Below are 22195 nucleotides of genomic sequence, written 5' to 3'. Positions count from 1 at the left end.
GCTTGCGCCCCTCGTCAGTACCGCGTGATCGGCCCGCCGGTGCCGGCCATGCGCTCCAGCCGCGCGATCCGCTCCCCCATCGGCGGGTGCGTCGCGAACACCTTCCCGATGCCCGCGCCCTTGAACGGGTTCGCGATCATGAGGTGGGAGACGTCCACGAGCCGCCGGTCCTGCGGGAGGGGCCGCGCCTGCGTGCCGCGCTCGAGCTTGCGCAGCGCCGAGGCCAGCGCGAGGGGGTCGCCGGTGAGCGCGGCTCCGTCCTCGTCGGCGTCGTACTCGCGGGTGCGGCTGATCGCGAGCTGGATCATCGTCGCGGCCAGGGGTGCCAGGAACACCATGAGCAGGGCGGCGATGGGGTTCCCGCCGCGGTCGCGGTCGTTGCCGCCGCCGAAGAACAGGGCGAACTGCGCGACCGAGGTGATGACGCCCGCGACGGCCGCGGCGATCGACGAGGTGAGGATGTCCCGGTTGTAGACGTGCATCAGCTCGTGGCCGAGGACGCCGCGGAGCTCACGCTCGTCGAGGATCTGCAGGATGCCGTCGGTGCAGCAGACCGCGGCGTTGCGGGGGTTGCGGCCGGTCGCGAAGGCGTTCGGCGCGGCGGTCGGCGACACGTACAGGCGGGGCATCGGCTGCCGGGCGGCGGTGGAGAGCTCACGGACGATCCGGTACATCACCGGCTGCTCGATCTCCGACACGGGGCGGGCGCGCATGGCGCGGATCGCGATCTTGTCGGAGTTCCAGTAGGAGTACGCGGTCATCACGACGCCGAACAGGGCGAACAGGAGGATGTAGCGCCCGTTGCCGATGATCGTCCCGATGCCGAGCAGCACGGCCCACAGCACGCCGAACAGCAGCGCGGTCTTCAGGCCGTTGTAGTGCCGGTGACCCATGTGCGTCCTTCCTCTCAGCGCGGTCACGACAACTCGTCCCGCCGTCCAGGACAACGCGGCGACGCCCTCAGGGGTTCCCCTACGCTGACCTCCGCAGATCCCTCCTGCGCCCCTTTCACCCGAGGAGACCCACGTGCGTACCGTCCGCTTCATCGCCCTGGCCGCTGCGAGCGCGCTGGCGCTCGCGGCGTGCGCCCCCGTCGACGAGGAGAACGACCCCGGGTCGTCCGACTCGGCCGCTGCGTCCGACGGCGCCCTCGACACCCTGACCGACGGCGTCCTGACGATCGGCACGTCCGACCCCGGCTACGAGCCCTGGGTGGTCGACAACGACCCGAGCAACGGCGAGGGCTTCGAGTCCGCCGTCGCGTACGCGGTCGCCGAGCAGCTCGGGTTCGACGCCGACCAGGTCGAGTGGGTGCCGGTGACGTTCGACCAGATCATCGCCCCGGGCACGAAGGACTTCGACTTCGCGATCAACCAGGTGTCGATCAGCCCGGAGCGCGCCGAGAACCTCGACTTCTCCTCCTCGTACTACGACACCGCGCAGGCGGTGGTCACGCTCGAGAGCAGCGCGGCCGCGGACGCGGCGTCGCTCGCCGACCTCCAGGGCCTGCGGATCGGCGCGATGGTCGGCACCACCAGCCTCCAGGTCGCGGAGGAGTCGATCGCGCCGGCGACGCCGGTGCAGGTGTTCAACGACAACGACCAGGTCAAGCAGGCGCTCACCGCCGGGCTGGTCGACGCGATCGTCGTGGACCTGCCCACCGCGCTGTACATCACGGCGGCCGAGCTCGACGGCGGGAAGGTCGTCGGCCAGCTGCCCGCCGGCGACGACCCGGACCAGTTCGGGCTGGTGCTGGACAAGGGCTCCGCGCTGACGCAGCCGGTGACCGACGCGGTCGACGCCCTGCGCGAGGACGGCACGCTCGCCGACCTCGAGGCGCAGTGGCTGACCGACGCCGCCGGTGCCCCGGTCCTGCAGTAGTGCCCGCAGCCGACATGCGCCCGGACGGCGCCCGCACCCCGTGGGCGCCGTCCGAGCGTCAGCGTGACCGCGACGCGTACCGGCGGTCCCGCGCCCGCCGGTCCACCCTGGTCGCGCTGGTCAGCACGGTGCTGGTCACGGGCGTCGCCGTCCTCGGGCTGGTCAGCTCGCCCGGGTGGCCCCGGGTGCGGCAGTCGTTCCTCGACCCCGACGTCGCGTGGGCCGCGCTGCCGAAGATCCTCGAGGGCCTCTGGCTGAACGTGCGCGTCATGGCGGTGTCCGCGGTGCTGATCGTCGTGGTCGCCCTGCTGCTGGCGCTCGCCCGGACGCTACGGGGGCCGGCGTTCTTCCCGCTGCGGGCCCTGGCCACGGGATACGTCGACGTGTTCCGCGGGCTGCCGCTGATCCTCGTGCTGCTGCTGGTCGGCTTCGGGCTGCCGGGTCTGCGCCTGCAGGGCGTCCCGACGTCGGCGGTCGTGCTCGGCGGCCTGGCGCTCGTGCTGACGTACTCGGCGTACGTCGCGGAGGTGTTCCGCGCGGGCATCGAGTCCGTGCACCCCTCGCAGGTCGCGTCCGCGCGGTCCCTCGGCCTCACCCGCGGGCAGACCATGCGGCACGTCGTGCTCCCCCAGGCGGTCCGCCGCGTGATCCCGCCGCTGCTCAACGACCTGGTGTCGCTGTCGAAGGACTCGGGGCTCATCTCGATCCTCGGCGCCGTGGACGCGGTGCGGGCCGCGCAGATCCAGACGGCCACCTACGCGAACTTCACGCCGTACGTCGTGGCGGGCGTGCTGTTCGTCCTGCTGACGATCCCGCTGACCCGGTTCACGGACGCCCTCGCGCGCCGCGGCGGCTGGCTCGGGTCGCAGAGCGGGCTCGCCGGGGCGGGGGCCATGCGATGAGCACCGCCCCGCTGCTGCGCGTCGACCGGGTCCGCAAGTCCTTCGGCGACCACGTCGTGCTCGACGACCTGTCCCTGGACGTCGCCGAGCACCGCGTCGTCGTGCTGATCGGCGCGTCCGGGTCCGGGAAGTCGACGCTGCTGCGCTGCATCAACCTGCTGGAGGAGGTCGACGACGGCGTCATCGAGGTCGCCGGCCAGGAGGTCACGGACCCGCGGGTCGACGCCAACGCGGTGCGCGCCCGGATCGGGATGGTGTTCCAGGCGTACAACCTGTTCCCGCACCTGCGGGTGCTGGACAACGTGACGCTCGCGCCGCGCCTCGTGCACCGGGTCGGCAGGGCGGAGGCGCGCGAGCGGGCCGCCGCGATGCTGGAGCGCGTGGGGCTCGCGGGCAAGGCCCGGGCGTTCCCGGACGAGCTGTCGGGAGGTCAGCAGCAGCGGGTGGCCATCGCGCGGGCGCTCGTGACGCAGCCGGCGCTCATGCTGCTGGACGAGGTCACCAGCGCGCTCGACCCGGAGCTCGTCGGGGAGGTGCTCGACCTGCTCGGGGAGCTGAAGGACGAGGGCACCACGATGGTCGTCGCGACGCACGAGATGGCGTTCGCCCGGCACGTCGCCGACGAGGTGTGCTTCCTGCGCGAGGGCCGGATCCTGGAGCGCGGCCCCGCGGAGCAGGTCCTGGGTGCGCCGCGCGAGCAGCGCACCCAGGACTTCCTGCGCCGGTTCACCGGCTGACCCGGTATCCCGGCAGGTGGTGCCGGGGGTCAGCCCTCGGCGGCGGCGCGGGCCAGCGCGACGCGCACCATCTCCTCGCGCGGGACGACCTTGACCCGCTCGCGACCGTGCGGCTCGCCGAGGGACCGCTCGTAGGCGTCGAGCAGCTCCCAGCCGGCCCACTGGATGGCCTCGACCCCGCGCGCGGCCAGGAACTCGAGGACCGCCTCGGGGTCGGGCTCCGTGGCGGACAGGAACGGGTTGCCCGGCTCGGTCACGTCGCCGGCGTCCTCGACCAGGTGCCGGATCGTCTCGCTCGCGTCGGACTTGGTGTGCCCGATCAGGCCGACCGGCCCGCGCTTGATCCAGCCGGTCGTGTACACGCCGGGCACCGGCTCCCCGTCGACGTCGACGACGCGGCCCTCGCGGTTCGCGATGACGCCCGCGGCCTCGTCGAACGGCACGTCCACCAGCGGGGACCCGAAGTAGCCGACCGCGCGGTACACGGCCTGCACCGGCCAGTCGTGCGTCTGCCCCGTGCCGGCGACGGTGCCGTCGCCCGTGAGCACCGTGCGCTCGGTCCGGAGCCCGACGACCGTGCCGTCCTCCCCCAGCACCTCGACCGGCTTGTGCAGGAAGTGCAGGTGGATCCGGCGGCTCGCCGTGAGCTCCTCCGGCTCCTTCAGCGTCCAGTCGGTCAGGGTCTTGACGACCTGCTTGGTCTGGTTCGACGAGTGGATGGCCGCCATCGAGCCCTCGTCGAAGTCGAAGTCCTCGGGGTAGACGACCACGTCGACGTCCGGCACGTGGCCGAGCTCGCGCAGCTCCAGCGGGGAGAACTTCGCCTGCGCGGGGCCGCGGCGCGCGAACACGTGCACGTCCGTGACAGGGCTGGCCTTCAGCCCCTCGTAGACGTTGGCCGGCACCTCGGTCGGCAGCAGGTCGTCGGCGTGCTTCGCGAGGATGCGCGCGACGTCGAGCGCCACGTTCCCGGCGCCGAGCACGGCGACGTGCCGGGCCGTGAGCGGCCAGGTGCGCGGGACGTCGGGGTGGCCGTCGTACCAGGACACGAAGTCCGCGGCGCCGTAGGAGCCGTCCAGGTCGATGCCCGGGATCGGCAGCTCGGCGTCCTTGATGGCGCCCGTCGCGAAGACCACCGCGTCGTAGTGCCGCCGCAGGTCCTCGAGCTTGAGGTCGACGCCGTAGTCGACGTTGCAGAGCAGCCGGATGTCGCCGCGCTCCAGGACCTTGTGCAGCGCCACGATGATCTGCTTGATCCGCGGGTGGTCGGGGGCGACGCCGTACCGGACCAGCCCGAAGGGCGCGGGGAGCCGCTCGATCAGGTCGATGGACACGTCCAGACCGGAGCGGGACAGGATGTCCGACGCGTAGATCCCGGCGGGTCCCGCGCCGACGACGGCGACGCGGACGGGGCGGTTCGAGGTCACGCAGGTGCCTTCCGTGTGGAGGTCCCGGCGGGGCCCGGCTCCGGCGGCGTCCGGGAGGACGTCACGGCCGGCGCCCGGCGCAGCACGCAGGGTGGGGCCCCAGTGTAGGACGACCTAAGTCCTGCCGAAGGGCGACGAAGTCCCGCCGTTCGGCGTCCGCGCCCCGGGCGGGTGCCCGGAGGGCCGCCGCGACCGGGCTAGCGTCGGGGAGTGAGCACCCCGTCCCCGACGAGCCCGCGCACGGGCACCGGCCCCGTCGTCGCGCCCCGGAGCCCGGGCACCGGGCCCGTGGACCCGCCCGCCCTCGACCCCCGCGGCCTCGCCGCCGGCCTGGGCGCGTACCTGCTGTGGGGCGTCCTGCCGCTGTACTTCGAGCTGCTGAAGCCCTCCGGCGCGGTCGAGGTCGTCGCGCACCGGGTGCTGTGGTCGCTGATCTTCTGCGCGGTCGTGCTCAGCGTGACCCGGACCTGGCGCGCGTTCGCCACGGTGCTGCGCACCCGCCGGACGATGGGCCTCATCGCGACCGCCGCCGTGCTGCTCGCCGTGAACTGGCTGACGTTCGTGTTCGCCGCGCTCGGCGGCCACGTGGTCGACGCCGCGCTCGGGTACTTCATCAACCCGCTGGTCACGGTCGCGCTCGCGGTCGTCGTGCTGCGGGAGCGCCTGCGGCGGCTGCAGTGGGTCGCGCTCGGCTTCGGCGTGCTGGCGGTGGTGGTGATCACCGTCGGCCTCGGCACTCTGCCCTGGGTCGCGCTCACCCTCGCGGGGTCGTTCGGCGTGTACGGGCTGCTGAAGAACCGCGTCGGCCGCAGCGTCGCCGCCGCGCCGGGGCTCGCCGCGGAGACCCTGGTGCTCGCCCCCGTCTCCGCGGTGTACCTGATCTGGCTGCAGGGCACCGGCGACGGCACGTTCACCGGCGGCGGGGGCTGGCACGCGCTGGCGCTGGCCGGCACGGGCGTCGCGACCGCCCTGCCGCTCCTGCTGTTCGGGGAGGCCGCGCGCCGCCTGCCGCTGAGCGTCGTCGGGATGCTGCAGTACCTGGCGCCGGTGCTGCAGTTCGCGATCGGGGTGCTGGTGCTGCACGAGACGATGCCGCCCGCGCGCTGGTGGGGCTTCGGGCTCGTGTGGGTCGCGCTGGTGCTGCTGACGGTCGACGGGCTCCGGAACAACCGGGCGCAGCGGCTGCGGGCCGCCGCGCGGGAGGCCGCGGCCGCCTAGGGCCACCCCGCCGGGGTGCCGTCAGCCGCGCCGGCGCCGTCCCGCGAGCCGCGCGCCGAGCGCCGTCAGCAGCACGAGCGTCGTGCCGCCGATCCCCCACCACACCGCGCGCTCCCGGGCGTCGGCGAGCGGGTCGGGCCGCGGGGTGAGGTCCAGCGTCCGGGCGTCCGCGACCTCGCCCGCCGCGGCGGCGTGCACGGGGCTCGGGGGGCCGGGCGCGGTGCCGTCGTCGACGAACGCCAGCGCCTCGTCGGGCCGGACCACGCCCCAGCCCACCAGGTCGTCGCGCTGCGCGGGCTGGTCGCGCGCGGCGGTGACCTGCAGCCGGTACGCCCACTGCGCGGGCGTCTCCTCGCTGAACCGCTCCGCGAGCAAGGCCGCGGCGGCGCTGACGTAGGCGGTCGCGAAGCTGGTGGACTCCCCCTCGCCGGACAGCATGCAGTCGCCGGCCGCGTGGAACGTGGTGAGGACGTTCGTGCCGGGGGCGGCGACGTCGACGTGCGCGCCGTGGATCGCGTCCGCGGACGGGTTGTCGTCCACGTCGACGGCCGTCACCGCGAGGACGCCGTCGTACGCGGCCGGGTACCGCGGGCCGTCGGTCTCGTCGCTGCTGGTCGTCCGGTTGCCGGCGCTGGCGACGACGAGCGCCCCGGCCGCCGTCGCCCGCTGCACCGCCTCCCGCAGGACGGGCGTGTCGTTCGGCGTGCTCATCGAGACGTTCACGACGCGCGCCCCGGCACCCACCGCGGCGTCGATGCCTGCGGCGATGCGCGTGGCGTCGGGGGCGACGCCGGCCTCGCGGCCCTGGTCGTCGTCGGAGTAGTAGACGCGGACGGGCAGGATCGTGGCGTCCGGCGCGAGCCCGACCACCCCGGAGTCCGGGTACGGCCGGGCGGCGATCTGACCGGCGACGGCGGTGCCGTGCCCGGCGGTGTCGGTGCGGCCGGTGGGGTCGCCCGCCACGCCCACCAGGTCGACGCCCGGCAGCACCGCGTCGGTCAGGTGCGTGTTGCGGGCGTCCACCCCGGAGTCGACGACCGCGACGAGCACGCCGGCGCCGGTCGCGGTCGTCCAGGCCCGCTCGGCGGCGAGCCGCGTCAGCGCGGGCGGTGCCTCCTGCACGTACTGGACCTTCTCCTGCGTGCACTGCTCGCCGGCGGTCGCGGCGGGGCGCGCGGCGGTCGGCGACGCCGCGGCGGCCGCGGCGGCCGTGGACCCGCCCGGCAGGAGGAGCGCGGCGGCGACGCCGGCGAGCGCGAGACGGCGCACGGAGGCGGTGCGCGGCCCGGACGTCGCGGTCACGGCGCGCCGGTGGCCGTGGGCTCCGGCGTGCGGCGCGCCGCGCTGCCCGTCGCGCTGCCCGTCGCGCTGTCCGCCGCGGTGCCGCCCGAGACCTCGGTGGCCGCCGCCTCGACGGTCAGCGCCGGGCCGGTGGGCAGCAGCTCGGCCCAGGCGGGCGGGACGCGCGTGACGTCGCCCGCCGCGTAGCCGAGACGTGCCAGCACCTCGTCGCTCGCGTCCGGGACCGGGTAGGCCCGCCCGGAGCCGTCGACCAGCCGGACGCTCGCCGCGGCGCCCTCGGCGGACTGGGCGCGGACGAGGGCGCCGGAGCCCGGGGCCACGCGGACGCCAGGCTCGGGGGCCGCGCCGTCCCGCACGACCAGCTGAACGCCCGCGGCGTCCCCGGTCGACAGCGACAGGCAGACCGTCTGGCCCGCGCCGGCGAGCGTCGGCACGGCCTCCGGCAGGTCGGCGGGCGCGACCGGCGTGGCGGAGGTGCGCACCGCGGCGATCTCCGCGGACGTGACCCGCAGCGGCTCGGCCGCGAGGTCGCCGGCGCCGAGCAGGTAGAGCGGGTACGCCAGCTCCGACAGCGGCGCGAGCTCGCCGGCCGCGTCGACCACGTAGCGGCGGGCGCCGTCGCCGACGCCGGACACCTCGACCAGCGTGCCGACGCGGGTGTCGACCGGCAGGCCACCGGCCGGCAGGGCCGACGACCCGGCGTCGGCGACCGTCAGCGGCTCCAGGTCGGACCCGGTCGGGACGAGGTTCAGCCAGTCGGCGCCCGCGGCCACCGGTTCGGCGGTGTCCAGCCCGAGCGCGCGCAGGACGGCGGCCTCGTCGGCGGGCGGGATCCGGTGCCGGGTGCCGCCGGCGACCAGGTAGAGCGTGTCCGCGACCTCGACGAGGGCACCGGCCTCCGCGCTCGCGGCCGGTGCCGGCGCGTCGGGGTCGAGGTCGAGAGCGGTCCCGCCGCCCGCGGCGACGCACGCCCGCCAGCCGGTCGCCGTGAGCCGGCTCGCGAGCGGGAGCTCGTCCGGGGCCCCGGGGATGCCGATGGTCGCGCCGCGCGGGGCGTCGGTGATGTCGTCCTCGCTGACGTCGACCACGTGGAACGACGCGGAGTCCAGGACCAGCCGGGCGCTCGTCACGTTGAGCACCGGGTGCAGCGTGCCCTGGATGCCGACGTACCGGCTGCCGTCGCCCTCGACGATCACGAGCGACTGGTCGTCCCAGCCGTCCGGGAGCGTCGGGCTCAGCAGCCCGAAGCCGAGGCTGCCGAGCACCAGGAGCACCGAGAGCGACACCCCCGCGACGACCCCGCGCAGCGGCTTGGTCGGCTCGAGCTCCCGGCCGCCCGGGGCGCCGCTGGTGAAGGCGGTGAGCAGGCGCCGCCGGCTGTAGGACTGCGCCTCGACGAGGTCGCGCTTGGACGCCACGGGTCAGACCAGGCCCGCCGCGGTGACACCCAGCGGCAGCAGCAGCGCCAGGCACGCGATCTCGAGGAAGTCGCCGACGCGCGCCAGCCCGACCCGGCGGCGCGGCGCGACGAGCCCGAGGCCCACGACCACGGCGGCCGCCCCGCCGGCCAGCACCACGAGCACCGGCCGCCACGACGGGTGCTGCGCGGCGGCGACGACCGCGACGACCGTCAGCAGCGCGACCGAGACGCTCACCGTCAGCAGCACGTCGAGCCGGGAGTACGTCTGCCGGGTCGCGAGCAGCAGCCCGACGGACGCGAGCACCAGGAGCGCCGTGCCGGCGAGGCCGGTGGCCACGACGGCGGGCGTCGCGGCCAGCGCCAGCGCACCGATCGCGACGCGGAGGGACACCTGGACGCGGTGGCCCGCCGCGAGCTGCGCACGGACCCGTGCCGACTGCACCGCGGGCGGGTCCGCCAGGATCTCGGCGTCGGAGCGCGGCGAGACCACGCGCAGCGGCGTGCTGGACAGCGCGAGCCAGGGCACGCCGATGCTGGCGGTCGCGACCGCGGCGACGACCACCGCGAGAACCTCGCCGGGGCGCGCGCCCGTCAGGGCGATCGCGGTGCCGGCCACGGCGACGGCCAGGCCGCCGGCGAGCGGCGCGGCGCTCAGCTCCCGCCGGTCGACCAGGGCCGGCATGCCCAGCAGCCCCGCCACGAGGACGCCCGTCCCGGCCAGCGCGGCGGGCCAGCCCCACGACGGCGCGGCGTCGGTGGCGGTGAGGCCCGCGACGCCCGCGAGCACCGGGGCGACGAGCACGAGGACGCGACCGGCGGCCGGCTCCGTACCCACGCGTCCGACGACCGCGCCGGCGACCAGCGACAGCACCGAGGCCAGCGCCGCCACCACGGGCGGGACCAGCGACGTCCGGTCCGCCCCGAGCAGCAGCGCGGCGCCGGCGAGCAGCAGCGCCCCGGCGGCCCACGCGGCGCTCAGCGCGGAGTCGCGCGGCGTCCACGGGGCGTACTGGCCCTCGACCGCGTCCGCCACGGCCTCGACCACGTCGTCGTAGATCCGCTCGGCCTCGCGCCGGGCCCCCGACTCCAGGGTGAGGACGGCGCCGTCCTCGACCCCCTCGGCGAGCAGGCTGCGGGCGGAGTCGAGCGGGGTGCCGTCCGCGCGCACGAGCCGGTAGCCCCCGTGCGCGGTGGTGGCGTCCAGCAGCCCGAGCGCGCGGGCCAGACCCGGGACGACCTCGGCCATCGGGACGGCACCCGGGATGCCGAGGTCGATCCGGCGCTCCCCTGCGGTCACCGACACCCGCACGAGCGTCCCGACGGACGTCGTGGAGGTGGGTGCGTCTGTCATGGGGTCCCCTGGTAGTCCCTGGGCAGGTCGGCGGTCAGCATAGCGACGGGGCGAGCCCGCGCACGCGCCGCCACCGCCGGCGGGCGGCCGTCCGGGGGGTCGTCCGGGGGTCGTCTCGGGCTCGAGGCCCGGCGTCACCCGCGCGGCCGTGTCCCCCGACCGGGACGCGCCCGGTGAACGCAAACCGTCCGATACCTGACGAATCACCCAGGCGCACGTGGGCCGATCGGGTGAACCGTGACACCGGTCAGCGTGGTCGTCCACAGGCTCCCTGACCTCGCCTGTCGCGCTCGGAACCTGTGAGTTAGCCTTCGAGCGGTTCCGGGTCACGTGAGCTCGGGCACAGGCGGCGCCGACGGGGCGTACGTCAGGCAGGCCCACGGGGCCGTGTAGGGGGAGGTGACATGGCAGCAGAGGTCTCCGCAGCAGACGGCGCGCTCAAGCAGGGCGCCGACGCGGTTGCCCAGAGTCGTGGGGAGCTGCAGCGCGAGCTGAGCGCTCTCGAGGGCAAGCTGTCCGGCATCGGGTCGCACTGGCAGGGCCAGGGCGCCGTGGCGTTCAACGCCCTGATGGCCCGCTGGCGCGACGACGCGAACAAGATCGTGTCCGCGCTCAACGAGTTCGAGTCCAACCTGCTCACCTCGCAGTCGACGTACACCGCGTCCGACGAGAGCCAGCAGTCCACCTTCAGCCGCCTCCAGGGCCGGCTGGGCTGATCGGGAGAGGACGAGACGATGAGCGACCTCAAGGTCAACTTCGGGGGTCTGTCGACCGCCGCTGCCGACATCCAGTCCAGCGCCAGCAACATCGAGTCCCGCCTCGCGGACCTCGACCGCTCGCTGCAGCCGCTCCGGGCCAACTGGTCCGGTGAGGCCTCCACCGCCTACACGGCCGCCAAGGCCAAGTGGGAGGCGGCGCTGACCGACATGAAGGCGCTGCTCAACGACGTCGGCCGTGCGGTCTCGACGTCCGGCGAGGAGTACCAGTCCACCGAGCGGGCCAACGCCGCCCGCTGGTGAACCACCTCGGCGTCGCGCCCACCGCGTGACGCCACCCAGCACGACCCGCGCGGTCGCGACCGCCGTCACCGACGGCAGGGCGCGACCGCGCGGTACTGGCGCCGCAGGGGGCGGCGCACGGGACGACAGCGGAGGACGGACGTGGCAGGCGACGTCGGGTACGACTACAGCGAGCTCGCGCTGAGCGCGGACAAGCTGCTCACGCTGCTCACCGGGGTCCGCGCGCTGCGCGCCCGCATCGCGGCGATGGCCGAGAACGACTCGCCCGGCACCTGGCCGGACATCCCCAGCGTCCAGGAGTTCGCGACGTCGTACCGCGACAGGCTCGTCAAGGCCGAGACCTGGATCTCCGCGATCGAGGAGGCCCTCGACAGCAGCCGCACGGCGCTGTCGGAGAGCGCCCGCACGATGCAGGAGCAGGACGCCACCGTGCAGGAGGGCCTGCAGGCGATCGCCGCGCGGCTCGACCGGGGCGTCCCCGTCTCGAGCAACCGCGGGCCGCAGATGCAGTCCATCTCATGACGGCACCGCTCCGCCGCACCACCCGCCGGACCGCCGCCACTGCTCTGGGCGCCCTGCTGCTGCTCGCGCCCGCCGGTGCCGCGTCGGCGACGAGCGCCGACCCGTCCGACGGCGGGCTCTGGTACTACACCGCCACCGGCATGGACCAGCTCCACCAGCAGGCGACGGGCGAGGGGATCACCGTCGCGCTCGTCGACACCCCGGTGAACCCGGACTCCCCCGACCTGGTCGGCACGAACCTCCTCATGAACGAGCCCGCGTACTGCGCGCCCAGCGCCGGGGCGCCGGCGCCGTCGGCCCGCGACGACGAGGGCGCCCACCACGGCACCACGATGGCGTCGATCATCCTCGGCACGGGCGCCGGCACCGCCGGCAAGCCCGGCGTCCGCGGCATCGCGCCGGACGCCACCGTCGAGGTGTTCGCCCTGGCACCGCAGGACGTCGACGCCTGCCACGGGGTGCCCGGGCGGCCCGGCGGCGACAACGCCGCCTTCCACGAGGCGATCACCAGCGGAGCGGACATCGTCAACGTGTCCGGCGACTACCCGTTCTCCGCGGACGAGATGATCTACGCGCTGCGCGAGGGCGTCATCGTCGTCGCCTCCGGGGGCAACGACGGCGGGTTCGTGCACGGCTCCCCGGCCTTCTTCAACGGCGTCGTCTCCGTGGGGACGCTCACCCCCGACGTCCAGCTGGACGAGACGAGCCCCAAGCTGGGCGGGGTGGACGTCGTGGCGCCGGGCGCAGACTTCCGCGTCATCTCCCCGACCTACGACGACTACGGCCGGACGACGGGCTCGTCCAACGCGGCGGCCTTCACGTCCGGGGCCCTGGCGCTCGTCTGGTCGGCGTACCCGGACGCCACGGCGAACCAGATCCTCCAGTCGCTCGTGCGCAACGCCGGGGGCGAGGAGCACGAGCCCCAGATCGTCGACGACGCCTGGGGCTACGGCGCCGTCAACGTCCGGCAGATGCTCGCCGTGGACCCCACCGCCTACCCGGACGAGAACCCGTTCCTGTCCGACGACCCCGACGCGCATCCGAGCGTGGCGGAGATCGAGGCCGCGGCGGCCGAGCCCGGGCCGACCGCGAGCAGCGCACCGGACACCGCCGCGGGGGGCACCGGAGACGACGAGAGCGACGCCGCGGCGACGTCCGCGGTCCCGGTCCTCGCCGCCGCCGGCGGTGCGCTCCTGGTGGTCGCGGCCGTCGTCGCGATCGTCCTGGTCGCCCGGCGCCGAGGCCGCAGGACGCCGCCGAGCACGTCGTACCAGCAGCAGCCGCACCAGCACGCGGGCACCGAGACACCGGCACGAGGGGGACATCATGGGTGACAAGGCCAACCAGCTCCGGCGAGCGCTGGACGCCGACCTCGGGGCGGTGGAGTCCCAGCGCGCGGCGCTGGAGAGCGGCGCTCAGAAGACCGAGACCACGGCGTCGGACCTGAGCACGGTGGCGTCGGGGCTCAGCTACATCATGCAGGGCGAGAGCGCCGAGGCCGCGGCCGCGAGCCTCACGTCGATGTCCGGCCAGATCGTCGACCTCTCCGCCCAGCTCGACACGCTGCAGCGCGCCGCCGAGTCGGCCCGCGCGGCGATCGCCGAGGCGCAGAACGCGTTCCACGAGCTGCCCGACGGCGAGCTGTCGTTCGCCGAGCGCGCCGCGATCACCGCCGCCTCCACCGTCGCGCTCCCGGGCATCGGCACCGTCACCGGCGTCGTGGCGGGGAACATCCTGTCGGACCGCCGCGAGGAGGCCCGCGAGGCGAAGGCCGCGCAGGCGCTCGCCGCGCTGGACAGCGCCATGACCGAGATCGTCCTGGACCGCGCCGACCAGAACACCGGCTACACCCCCGACGACTCCCGGCACGCCCCCGTCGACACCACGGACGAGTCGAACGGCCCCGGCACCCGCTCCGCCCCGCGCCTCGGCGGCGCGCCCAGCGGCAGCGGCGGACCCGCGGGCGGGGTCGGGACGCTGCCGACCAGCGGCGGGTCGTTCGTCTCACCGACCTGGGAGGCACCGGGCGGCGGCTCCGTCGGCACGATCGGCGGCGGCACGCACCCCGGCTCGGGCCCCGGCTCGGTCGGCGGCGTCGTCGGCCCCGGCTGGACGCCCGGGACGGGCGGCTCCGGCGGGGCCGGTGGCGGCCACGTGCCCGGGTACGGCGACGGGACGTCGTCCGACGGCAGCGTCGGTGGCACGATCCCCGGCGGCCTGGGCTCCGGCGGCGGCGCGCACCTCGGTGGCGCGGGCGGCTCCGGCGGCAGCGGCTCCTCCGGCTCGGGCCTCTCGGGCCTGGGCGCGGGCGGCCTCGCCGGCGGTCTGACGGTCGGTGGCGCCGCGCTCGGTGGCGCCGGCCTGAACCGACTCGCGGCCGGTGGCGGCGTGTCCGCCGGCGGCGCTGGCAGCTTCGGCGGTGCGGGCAGCTTCGGTGGCGCGGCGGGCGTCGGTGGTGTCGGCGCTCCGCTCGGCACGGTCGGCGGCGCGTCCGCCTCCGGGATGTCCGGCTCGGCGTCCGGCCTCGTGCAGGGGTCGCAGGCCGGGGCGACCGGGACCGCCGCCGCGGGCAGCCGCGCCGGCGGGATGGCCGGCGCGCCCATGGGCGGCGGCGGTGCGGGCGGCAGCAACGGCACGAAGCGGCGCCGGTCCTCCGGCGGGCTGCTGGCGCCGGAGATCGACGTCGAGGACGGCGCCGACGCCCCCGCGCTCGGTGCTGCGGCACGGGCCGGTGGGCGCGACTCCCTGCGCCCGGCCGAGGCGAGCGCCCCGGAGACGTCCGACGACGAGTGGTGACCTGAGACACCGCCGCTGACGGGACGGGCGCGGCCGACGGAGACGTCGGACCGCGCCCGTCGTCGTTCCCCCGCCGCGTGCGGCCGCTCGACAGGGCTCACCGACGACGCTCCGCTGTCGGCGTCTGCCGCTCCCGCGACCCGCGGCGCCCGGCTCAGCCCCGCGAGGTCGGCGCGTCGATGCGCACGCCGCGGTCCCCCACCTGGATGGTCGAGCCCGACGGGACCAGCACCCGCTGGTCCGCCGGCACCGGGATCACGCGGCCCCCCGGCAGGCGCAGCGTCGTGCCGTTGCCCGAGCCCGCGTCGGACACCCAGAACGTCCCGTTGTCGATGCCGAACCGCGCATGGGTGCGCGAGACGCTGCGCTCCGGGTCGTCGACGACGATGACGTGGTCGCAGCGCTCCCCCGGTGCGGGGCGCGGCGAGCGCCCGATGAGGCCCGGCCCGGTGACGCTCATGACCTGGCCGGTGTCGAGGGTGACGAGGAACGGCGCCGGCTGCGCCTGGTGCGGTGCTCGGGGGGCGAGGGCGGGCTCCGGCTCGGCGCGTGCCGGCACGATCGGGCGGACACCGGTCCAGCCGCCCTCCGCCCCGACCGGAGCGGCAGGCGGGACGGACGCGGGCGCCACCGGCTGACCGGCGGTGCCAGGACCGGCGGTGCCAGGACCGGCGGTGCCGTGCTCGGCGGCGGCCCGGGCGGCGCGGCGCCCCGTCGGTGCGGCCGGGTCGGCGGCGGTGTGCGCCGGCGTCCCCGGCGCGGTGGCGCCCCCGACCTGCGGCGCGCCCGCACCGTAGCCCCCGGCGGCCGGCGCGACCGGCGGATGTGCGGCGACGGGCTGCGGCACGACGCCTGCCGGCGCAACGCCCGCCGGCGCCGCGGTCGACGGCCCTGCGCTCGACGACCCGGCGCTCGACGGCCCAGCAGCCGACGGCACGACCCCGCGGGGCGCGCCGCCCGGCTGACCGGTCGGAGCGGCCGCCCCGACCGCCCGTGCGGCACCGACGCGCGCCACCTGGGCGTCCTCCGCCTCGTGCAGCGCCTCCACGGCGCGCTCGTGCGCGCGCACGTCGACCACCACGGCCCGGCCGATGCGGTCGTGCCACGCCTGCGCGCGCCCGCTGGTGTCGAACGCGGCGGACGCGACGACGACCCACTGCCCCAGGCCGGCGACCGCGTGCCCGGCGGCGAGCACGAGCCCTCGCAGGAACGCCCGGGCGGGGCCGACCGAGTACGGCGTCTCCTCGCGGGCGGTGCGGAGGCCGAGCAGGGTGTTGCCGAGCGTGCGGCCGGTGTGCGCCTCCCAGACGAGCAGACCCAGCGCCAGCTCCGCCACCACCAGCGCCACGAGCAGCACGGAACCGGTCCAGGCGAGCAGCGCGCCGCCGACGAGCCCGACCGCGGCGGCGTCGATCGCGTACGCCAGGACGCGACGGCCCGGGCCGGCGGGCGTGGCCTCGCCGAACGCGGGGTGCAGCACGGCGGGCCGGACCTCGCGCGGCCGCCCGTCGGCGCGCGACCGCGGCTGCGCGCCCTCGACGACGGTCACGGTGACGTCCGCCTGGACGGGCGTGCCGCAGGCGGTGCAGAACCGGGCGTCGGGCTTCAGGGGCCGCCGGCAGCCGGCGCACTCACGGACGGCGACGGTGCCGGCGCTCATCGTCGGTTCCACGTCCGGCCCCCTGTCATCCGCGTCATCCTGCCATCGTCCTGCCGCCGTCCGGCCGTCGTCCGGAGCGCCCCGCCGGGTGCCCTCACGAGGTCGCCCGCCGCAGCGTCTCGATCATGTCCGCGGCGACCAGGGCCGCGGGCAGGGCCAGCACGACCCCGAGGCTCTCGAACGCGTCGCCGAACCGGGAGGCGACCACGGAGCTCCACCCCCGCCCCAGCGCGAGGCTGACGGCGACGGCCACCAGCGCGAGCACCACGCACGCCACGGCCACGAGGACCGCGTCGCCGCCGAGCAGCGGCCCGCCGAGCGCCGCCAGCTCCAGCAGCACGAGGCCCGCCGCGGCGCGCGGCGCCCACCGCGCGACGGCCCCTCGGGCGGACCGCGGCTGCAGGCTGAGCACGAGGACGAGCGCCGCGGCGAGGGCGATCGCCCCCCAGCCGCGGACGGGCTCCCCCAGGGCCCCTGCGAGCACGACGGGCACCAGCACGGCCGGCAGCGCGCACACGAGCAGCACCCCGGCGTCGGTGCGACGCTCCGCGGAGCCGACCGTGCGGACGACCTGGCGCTCGTTCACGCGGCCCAGTCCCCGCGGGCGCGGGCCCCGGACGCTCGGCGCGGTGCGGGCGACGTGGGCGAGGTCCACCAGCTGCTCGTCGGGCACCGACAGCGCCATGACCGGCAGCACGCGCAGGCCCACCGGCACGAGCCCGAGCAGCACCGCCGCGGTGACGACGCCCGGCAGTCCCGCGACCAGCACCAGCAGGTCGACGACGGCGAACGTGCCGACGGCTCCGAGCAGCACGGTCGCCAGGTCCTGCCCCCGGCGCAGGGCGCGGGTCGTCACGTACCGGACGGCGGCGGCTCCGGTGGCGGCGACGAGCCCGGCGACCAGGGCCAGGCGCCGGTCCGCGCCGCCGGCGGGGTCGACGGCCGCCACCCCCGCGGCGAGGGCGAGCACCGGCGCGACCAGCGTGGCGGCGGACGTCGAGGCGGACCGGGAGACGGCCAGCAGCACGGCCCCGGCGGCGAGCACGAGCGCCGCGACGAGCGCGACCCACCCGCGGCGCGCCGGGTCGAGCACCTCGACCGCCGCGAGCACGGCGGTGACGCACGCGGCGGCACCGAGCAGCGCGGGCTGGGGGTCGGGGCGCCGGGCGACGAACGCGGCGCGGGCCCGGGCGGCGCGGCCACGGGGGCGCGGCGCGGGCGCGACGACGTGCACGACGGCGCCGTCGGCCACCTGCTCGGCGACGGGCGCGGCGAGGTCGAGCACCCGGCCGGCGGAGTCGAGCGCGAGCAGTCCCGGCACGAGCGGCACCCCGGCGGCGGCGAGCAGCTCGCCAAGCGTGCGGGACGCGTCGAGGGCGACGTCGAGGCGGCGGACGCCCAGGTGCACGGCGACGCGGGTCAGGGGCGCCAGCACGGCGGGGCCCGGCACCGTCACGCGCACCTCCTCCTCGCTGGTCCCGTGGCCGGTGGGCGTCGGCGGAGGACCCGCCTGCCCCCGGGCGCGGCGGGTGACATGCTATGCGGTCGCCCGCCTCCCGACCGGCCCGGAGCGTCCCCCGGCGCTCCCGTGCACCGCCCCGGGGGCGAGGATCGCCCGGACGGCCGAACACCGGCCGCCGGGTCGGCGTCACGACAGGTAGGTTGACCGACGAGAAACGCCGGGGGGCGCGCGGCTCCCCGCCCAGCAGGAGGGACCGAGCGCCGACGATGTCGATCGCGACGCAGCAGGGGACGCGCCTGGAGCCGCCCGCCGTCCCCAGCGGACAGGTCGTCCTGCAGCCGCCCCCGGAGATCCAGCCCTCCGACGGCGTCAGCGGCATGCTCGCCAACGCGATCCCGATGCTCGGGTCGGTCGGCTCGATCGTGTTCGTCGCGATGAACCAGCCGGGACCCCGCGGGTACATCGCCGCCGGCATGTTCCTGCTCGCGTCGCTCGGGTTCGTCGGCGTCAACGGCTGGCGCCAGCGATCGCAGCACCAGGCCCAGGTGGTCGGCGCGCGGCGCGAGTACCTGGCCTACCTGTCCGACCTGCGCACCTCCGTCCGCCAGGCGGCCGGTGCCCAGCGCCGGGCGGCCGAGTGGTCGTCGCCCGACCCGCGCGCGCTGCCGGCCGTCGCGGAGGAGCGCACCCGGGTGTGGGAGCGCCGCCCGCAGCACGACGACTTCCTCACCGCGCGCGTCGGCGTGGGCGCGCTGCCGCTGTGCCTCGACCTCGAGGCCCCGCAGACCCCGCCCCTCGCGCAGCTCGACCCGGTCGCCGCGTCGGCCGCGCACCGGTTCCTCGTCACGCACCGGGTGCAGCACGGCGTGCCGCTGGCGTTCGACGTCCGGTCCGTCGCGCGCATCGAGGTGACCGGCGGGGCGTCGGAGTCCCGCGCGCTCGCCCGGGCCGTCGTCAGCCAGCTCGCCACGTTCCACGCCCCGGAGGACCTGCAGGTCGCCGTGATCGCGAGCGACGCGGCGCTCCCGGAGTGGGACTGGGTGAAGTGGCTGCCGCACGCCCACTCCACGCGGTCCCGCGACGCGGTGGGCGCCGCCCGCATGATCGGCACCGCGCTGGCCGACGTGGAGGCGCTGCTCCCCGAGGACCTCACGGAGCGGCCCCGGTTCGGCTACGCGGCGGAAGCACCGCTCCCGCACGTGCTGGTGGTCGTCGACGGCGGCCACGTGCCCGTCGGCAACGCGATCCTCACGACCGACGGCGTGCTGGGCGTGACCGTGCTCGAGCTCCCCGAGCGCTGGGACGAGCTGGACGAGCCCACGACCCTGCGCCTGAACGTCGGCGGCGCGGTCGCCGGCGAGGACGCCGTCCGGGCGCCGGTCGACGTGCTGCGCCTCGGGAACGCGCCCGTGCGCGTCGACGGCGACCAGATGTCGGTGGCCGACGCCGAGGCGACCGCGCGCCGCCTGCTGCCCCTGCACGTCGAGTCCGGCCCCGAGCGCAGCGACGAGGAGGTGTCGTCCGAGTTGGTCGACCTGCTCGGCGTCGGCGACGTCCGCGACCTCGACCTGTCCGTCGCGTGGCGGCCCCGCCTGCCGCGCGACCGCCTCCGGGTGCCCATCGGCGTCACGCCGCAGGGCCAGCCCGTCGCGCTGGACATCAAGGAGTCCGCGCAGCAGGGCATGGGCCCGCACGGCCTCATCATCGGCGCCACCGGCTCCGGGAAGTCCGAGGTGCTCCGCACCCTGGTGCTCGCGCTGGCGCTGACGCACTCGTCGGAGGACCTCAACTTCGTCCTCGTCGACTTCAAAGGCGGCGCGACGTTCGCCGGCATGGCGGACATGCCGCACGTGTCCGCGATCATCACGAACCTCGGCGAGGAGCTCACCCTCGTCGACCGCATGCAGGACGCCCTGCAGGGCGAGATGGTCCGCCGCCAGGAGCTGCTGCGCGCCGCGGGCAACTTCGCGAACGTCGCGGACTACGAGAAGGCCCGCAAGGGCGGCCGCACCGACCTCGAGCCGCTGCCGGCCCTGCTGATCGTGTGCGACGAGTTCTCCGAGCTGCTGTCCGCGAAGCCCGAGTTCGTCGACCTGTTCGTCACCATCGGCCGCCTCGGCCGGTCGCTGCAGATGCACCTGCTGCTGTCCTCGCAGCGCCTGGAGGAGGGCCGGCTGCGCGGCCTGGAGTCGCACCTGTCCTACCGGATCGGCCTGCGCACCTTCTCCGCCGCCGAGTCGCGCACCGTGCTGGGCGTCCCGGACGCGTACACGCTGCCACCCGTCCCGGGCATGGGGTACCTCAAGCCCGACACGACGACGATGATCCAGTTCCGGGCCTCCTACGTGTCCGGCCCGCCGAAGGCCCGCCGCCGGACGGCCCAGGGCGCCGGCACGACGGGCACGGGGCTGACCCGGCTGGAGTCGTTCACCGCGGCGCCGGTGCTCGGCGGCATCGAGGCGCAGCCCGCCTCCACCGAGGTCGCGGCCGCCGCCGACCCGGAGGAGACCCGCGCGACGTTCGACATCGCCGTGCAGCGGATGAAGGGCCAGGGCCCGCCCGCGCACCAGGTGTGGCTGCCGCCGCTGGTCGTCCCCCGCACGCTCGACGAGCTCATGCCCGACCTGGTCGCCGACCCGCGGCTCGGCCTGGTCTCCCCCGGCTGGCGCGCCGCCGGGACGCTGACCGTGCCCCTCGGCACCGTCGACCGCCCCCTGGAGCAGCGCCGCGAGAACCTCACGGTGTCGCTCGGCGGCGCCGCCGGGCACATGGCCGTCGTCGGCGCCCCGCGCACCGGCAAGAGCACGGTGCTCCGCTCCGTCGTCACCGCGCTGGCCCTCACGCACACCCCGCTCGAGGTGCAGTTCTACGTGCTCGACTTCGGTGGCGGCACGTTCGCCCCGCTGGCCGGCCTGGCCCACGTGGCGGGCGTCGCCTCGCGCGCCGAGCCGGACGTGGTGCGTCGCGTGGTCGCCGAGGTCGAGTCGATGGTCGACGAGCGCGAGCGGTACTTCCGCCAGCACGGCATCGACTCCATCGAGACCTACCGCACCCGCCGCGCGCAGGGCACGGCCGACGACGGCTTCGGTGACGTGTTCCTGCTGGTGGACGGCTGGTCCACCGTCCGCACGGAGTTCGACGAGCTCGAGCCCCGCATCCAGGCGCTGGCCGGCCGCGGCCTCACGTTCGGCGTGCACCTGGTGGCGTCCGCCGCCCGGTGGATGGACTTCCGCACCCAGGTCAAGGACCTGTTCGGCACCCGCCTGGAGCTGCGGCTCGGCGACCCGATGGACTCCGAGATCGACCGCAAGGTCGCCGTCAACGTGCCCAAGGACCGGCCGGGCCGCGGGCTCGCCGTGTCCAAGCACCACGTGCTGACCGCGCTGCCCCGCGTCGACGGCGACCCGGCCCCCGGCACCCTCGGCGCCGGCGTCACGCACCTCATCGAGGCCGTGAACGCCGCCTGGCAGGGCCCCGCCGGCCCGAAGCTGCGGCTGCTGCCCGACGAGGTCACGCTCGCGCAGGTGCACGCCGACCCGCGCGCCGACGCCCGCCGGCTGCTGCTGGGCATCGACGAGGCAGGGCTCGCACCGGTCGGCATCGACGTCCGCGAGGAGCCGCACCTGTACGCGTTCGGCGACGGCGGCTCCGGCAAGTCGGCGCTGCTGCGCGCGGTCACCTCCGAGATCCGCCGCCTGCACACCCCGCAGCAGGCGCAGATCTTCGCCGTCGACTTCCGGCGGTCGCTGCTCGGCGAGATCCCCGAGGAGTACCTGGCCGGCTACTTCACCACCCAGGACCAGGCCGCCGGGGAGATCGCCGGCCTCGCGGACTACCTGCGGACGCGGCTCCCCGGGCCGGACGTCACGCCCGAGCAGCTCCGCAACCGGTCCTGGTGGACGGGCGCCGAGGTGTTCGTGGTGGTGGACGACTACGACCTGGTGTCCACGACCACGGGCAACCCGCTGCAGCCGCTCGTGCCGTTGCTCGCCCAGGCCGGCGACGTGGGCCTGCACCTGGTGCTGGCCCGCCGGTCCGGTGGTGCGGGCCGCGCGATGTACGAGCCCGTGCTGCAGGCGCTCCGCGACCTCGCGGCCCCCGGCATCGTGCTGTCCGGCAGCCCCGACGAGGGCGCACTGATCGGCGGGGCCAAGCCCATCCCGGCCGTCCCCGGACGCGCGCAGCTCGTCACGCGCGACGAGGGCCGCCAGGTCGTCCAGCTCGCCTGGACCGCCCCGACCCTCTGACGCGGTGCCCCCGCCGCCGCCCTGCCCTGCGGGGCGGCGGCGGGGGGCGGGGGGGGCGGGGCGCGGGGGGGGGCGGGGGGGGGGGGGGCGCGGCCCCCGGGGGGGGGGGGGGGGCCCCGCCGCCCCGCCGGGGCGAGCCGCCGCAGCGCCAGGGGCAGCAGCCGCGCCACGACCAGCGCCCCCACGGCGGCGGTCGCCACGGGCGCGGCGGAGGCCAGCGGGTCCGGGGCGCCACCCGGCTCGCGGCCCCG

17 protein-coding genes are annotated in these 22195 nt (G+C 76.4%); 10 read left to right on the top strand and 7 right to left on the bottom strand.

The features are described 5' to 3' along the window. Positions 1 to 14 precede the first annotated feature (14 nt). Positions 15 to 893 (bottom strand): zinc metalloprotease HtpX, encoded by an 879-nt coding sequence (htpX, locus tag KJP73_RS02820; protein WP_213281289.1) that lies wholly within the window; start codon positions 891 to 893, stop codon positions 15 to 17. Positions 894 to 1026: 133 nt separating this feature from the next. Here htpX and KJP73_RS02815 point away from each other — a divergent pair, with 133 nt between their 5' ends. Genes KJP73_RS02815 through KJP73_RS02805 form a run of 3 tightly spaced genes read left to right on the top strand, consistent with a single transcriptional unit; the run spans position 1027 to position 3520 of the window. Next, a complete protein-coding gene (locus tag KJP73_RS02815) occupies positions 1027 to 1881 on the top strand; it encodes an ABC transporter substrate-binding protein (protein ID WP_213281245.1) in 855 nt (284 codons plus the stop codon). 14 nt (positions 1882 to 1895) lie between these two features. After that, on the top strand, positions 1896 to 2783 hold the full coding sequence (locus KJP73_RS02810; RefSeq protein ID WP_213281287.1) for an amino acid ABC transporter permease: 888 nt from the start codon (positions 1896 to 1898) through the stop codon (positions 2781 to 2783). Continuing rightward, a complete protein-coding gene (locus KJP73_RS02805) occupies positions 2780 to 3520 on the top strand; it encodes an amino acid ABC transporter ATP-binding protein (protein ID WP_283770209.1) in 741 nt (246 codons plus the stop codon). Before KJP73_RS02810 ends, KJP73_RS02805 begins: the two co-directional genes overlap by 4 nt. A gap of 29 nt (positions 3521 to 3549) precedes the next feature. Here the strand turns inward: KJP73_RS02805 and KJP73_RS02800 are convergent, their stop codons facing one another. Continuing rightward, positions 3550 to 4947, bottom strand: coding sequence for an FAD-dependent oxidoreductase (locus tag KJP73_RS02800; RefSeq protein ID WP_213281244.1), 1398 nt, complete (start codon positions 4945 to 4947; stop codon positions 3550 to 3552). A 210-nt stretch (positions 4948 to 5157) separates the two neighbouring features. On the opposite strand from KJP73_RS02800, the gene rarD reads away from it, so the two are divergent. Beyond that, positions 5158 to 6165, top strand: coding sequence for an EamA family transporter RarD (gene rarD, locus KJP73_RS02795; protein ID WP_433995140.1), 1008 nt, complete (start codon positions 5158 to 5160; stop codon positions 6163 to 6165). A gap of 21 nt (positions 6166 to 6186) precedes the next feature. On the opposite strand, the gene KJP73_RS02790 is transcribed toward rarD, so the two are convergent. From KJP73_RS02790 to eccD, 3 genes are read right to left on the bottom strand one after another with little or no spacing between them, the layout of a single operon-like run. Continuing rightward, entirely contained in the window at positions 6187 to 7467 is a 1281-nt protein-coding gene (locus KJP73_RS02790; RefSeq protein ID WP_213281243.1) for a S8 family serine peptidase, read from the bottom strand. Beyond that, positions 7464 to 8885: a type VII secretion protein EccB gene (gene eccB, locus KJP73_RS02785; RefSeq protein WP_213281242.1), complete on the bottom strand. Its 1422-nt coding sequence runs from the start codon at positions 8883 to 8885 to the stop codon at positions 7464 to 7466. The genes KJP73_RS02790 and eccB overlap by 4 nt, the downstream gene beginning before the upstream one ends. A gap of 3 nt (positions 8886 to 8888) precedes the next feature. Beyond that, a complete protein-coding gene (eccD, locus tag KJP73_RS02780) occupies positions 8889 to 10238 on the bottom strand; it encodes a type VII secretion integral membrane protein EccD (protein WP_213281241.1) in 1350 nt (449 codons plus the stop codon). A gap of 404 nt (positions 10239 to 10642) precedes the next feature. On the opposite strand from eccD, the gene KJP73_RS02775 reads away from it, so the two are divergent. The 5 genes from KJP73_RS02775 (at position 10643) to KJP73_RS02755 (ending at position 14575) form a co-directional block, all read left to right on the top strand. Continuing rightward, positions 10643 to 10954, top strand: coding sequence for a WXG100 family type VII secretion target (locus KJP73_RS02775; RefSeq protein WP_213281240.1), 312 nt, complete (start codon positions 10643 to 10645; stop codon positions 10952 to 10954). 18 nt (positions 10955 to 10972) lie between these two features. Further along, the gene (locus KJP73_RS02770; protein WP_213281239.1) at positions 10973 to 11257 is read left to right on the top strand and encodes a WXG100 family type VII secretion target; all 285 of its coding nucleotides are present in this window, start codon (positions 10973 to 10975) and stop codon (positions 11255 to 11257) included. Between the two features lie 141 nt (positions 11258 to 11398). Next, the gene (locus KJP73_RS02765; protein ID WP_213281238.1) at positions 11399 to 11779 is read left to right on the top strand and encodes a hypothetical protein; all 381 of its coding nucleotides are present in this window, start codon (positions 11399 to 11401) and stop codon (positions 11777 to 11779) included. After that, positions 11776 to 13113, top strand: coding sequence for a S8 family peptidase (locus KJP73_RS02760; protein WP_213281237.1), 1338 nt, complete (start codon positions 11776 to 11778; stop codon positions 13111 to 13113). Before KJP73_RS02765 ends, KJP73_RS02760 begins: the two co-directional genes overlap by 4 nt. Then, a complete protein-coding gene (locus KJP73_RS02755) occupies positions 13106 to 14575 on the top strand; it encodes a hypothetical protein (RefSeq protein WP_213281236.1) in 1470 nt (489 codons plus the stop codon). The genes KJP73_RS02760 and KJP73_RS02755 overlap by 8 nt, the downstream gene beginning before the upstream one ends. Positions 14576 to 14729: 154 nt before the next feature. On the opposite strand, the gene KJP73_RS02750 is transcribed toward KJP73_RS02755, so the two are convergent. Both KJP73_RS02750 and KJP73_RS02745 read right to left on the bottom strand, forming a co-directional pair. Continuing rightward, complete coding sequence (locus tag KJP73_RS02750) at positions 14730 to 16235, bottom strand: RDD family protein (protein WP_213281235.1); 1506 nt, start codon at positions 16233 to 16235, stop codon at positions 14730 to 14732. 94 nt (positions 16236 to 16329) lie between these two features. Continuing rightward, entirely contained in the window at positions 16330 to 17691 is a 1362-nt protein-coding gene (locus KJP73_RS02745; RefSeq protein WP_213281234.1) for a hypothetical protein, read from the bottom strand. Positions 17692 to 17963: 272 nt separating this feature from the next. On the opposite strand from KJP73_RS02745, the gene eccCa reads away from it, so the two are divergent. Further along, positions 17964 to 21944, top strand: a complete 3981-nt coding sequence (eccCa, locus tag KJP73_RS02740) for a type VII secretion protein EccCa (protein ID WP_213281233.1) — start codon at positions 17964 to 17966, stop codon at positions 21942 to 21944. The last annotated feature ends 251 nt before the right edge of the window (positions 21945 to 22195 follow it).

The organism is Cellulomonas hominis (assembly GCF_901521055.1).
Lineage (GTDB): Bacteria > Actinomycetota > Actinomycetes > Actinomycetales > Cellulomonadaceae > Cellulomonas > Cellulomonas endometrii.
This window is presented reverse-complemented; position numbering and strand designations above follow the sequence as displayed.

What these genes read in the sequence shown, in the direction of transcription:
- KJP73_RS02750 (WP_213281235.1), bottom strand. Translation starts at nt 16,235, where the DNA reads ATGAGCGCCGGCACCGTCGCCGTCCGTGAGTGCGCCGGCTGCCGGCGG.
- KJP73_RS02810 (WP_213281287.1), top strand. Translation starts at nt 1,896, where the DNA reads ATGCGCCCGGACGGCGCCCGCACCCCGTGGGCGCCGTCCGAGCGTCAG.
- KJP73_RS02775 (WP_213281240.1), top strand. Translation starts at nt 10,643, where the DNA reads ATGGCAGCAGAGGTCTCCGCAGCAGACGGCGCGCTCAAGCAGGGCGCC.
- htpX (WP_213281289.1), bottom strand. Translation starts at nt 893, where the DNA reads ATGGGTCACCGGCACTACAACGGCCTGAAGACCGCGCTGCTGTTCGGC.
- eccCa (WP_213281233.1), top strand. Translation starts at nt 17,964, where the DNA reads ATGTCGATCGCGACGCAGCAGGGGACGCGCCTGGAGCCGCCCGCCGTC.
- eccD (WP_213281241.1), bottom strand. Translation starts at nt 10,238, where the DNA reads ATGACAGACGCACCCACCTCCACGACGTCCGTCGGGACGCTCGTGCGG.
- KJP73_RS02760 (WP_213281237.1), top strand. Translation starts at nt 11,776, where the DNA reads ATGACGGCACCGCTCCGCCGCACCACCCGCCGGACCGCCGCCACTGCT.
- KJP73_RS02770 (WP_213281239.1), top strand. Translation starts at nt 10,973, where the DNA reads ATGAGCGACCTCAAGGTCAACTTCGGGGGTCTGTCGACCGCCGCTGCC.
- KJP73_RS02755 (WP_213281236.1), top strand. Translation starts at nt 13,106, where the DNA reads ATGGGTGACAAGGCCAACCAGCTCCGGCGAGCGCTGGACGCCGACCTC.
- KJP73_RS02805 (WP_283770209.1), top strand. Translation starts at nt 2,780, where the DNA reads ATGAGCACCGCCCCGCTGCTGCGCGTCGACCGGGTCCGCAAGTCCTTC.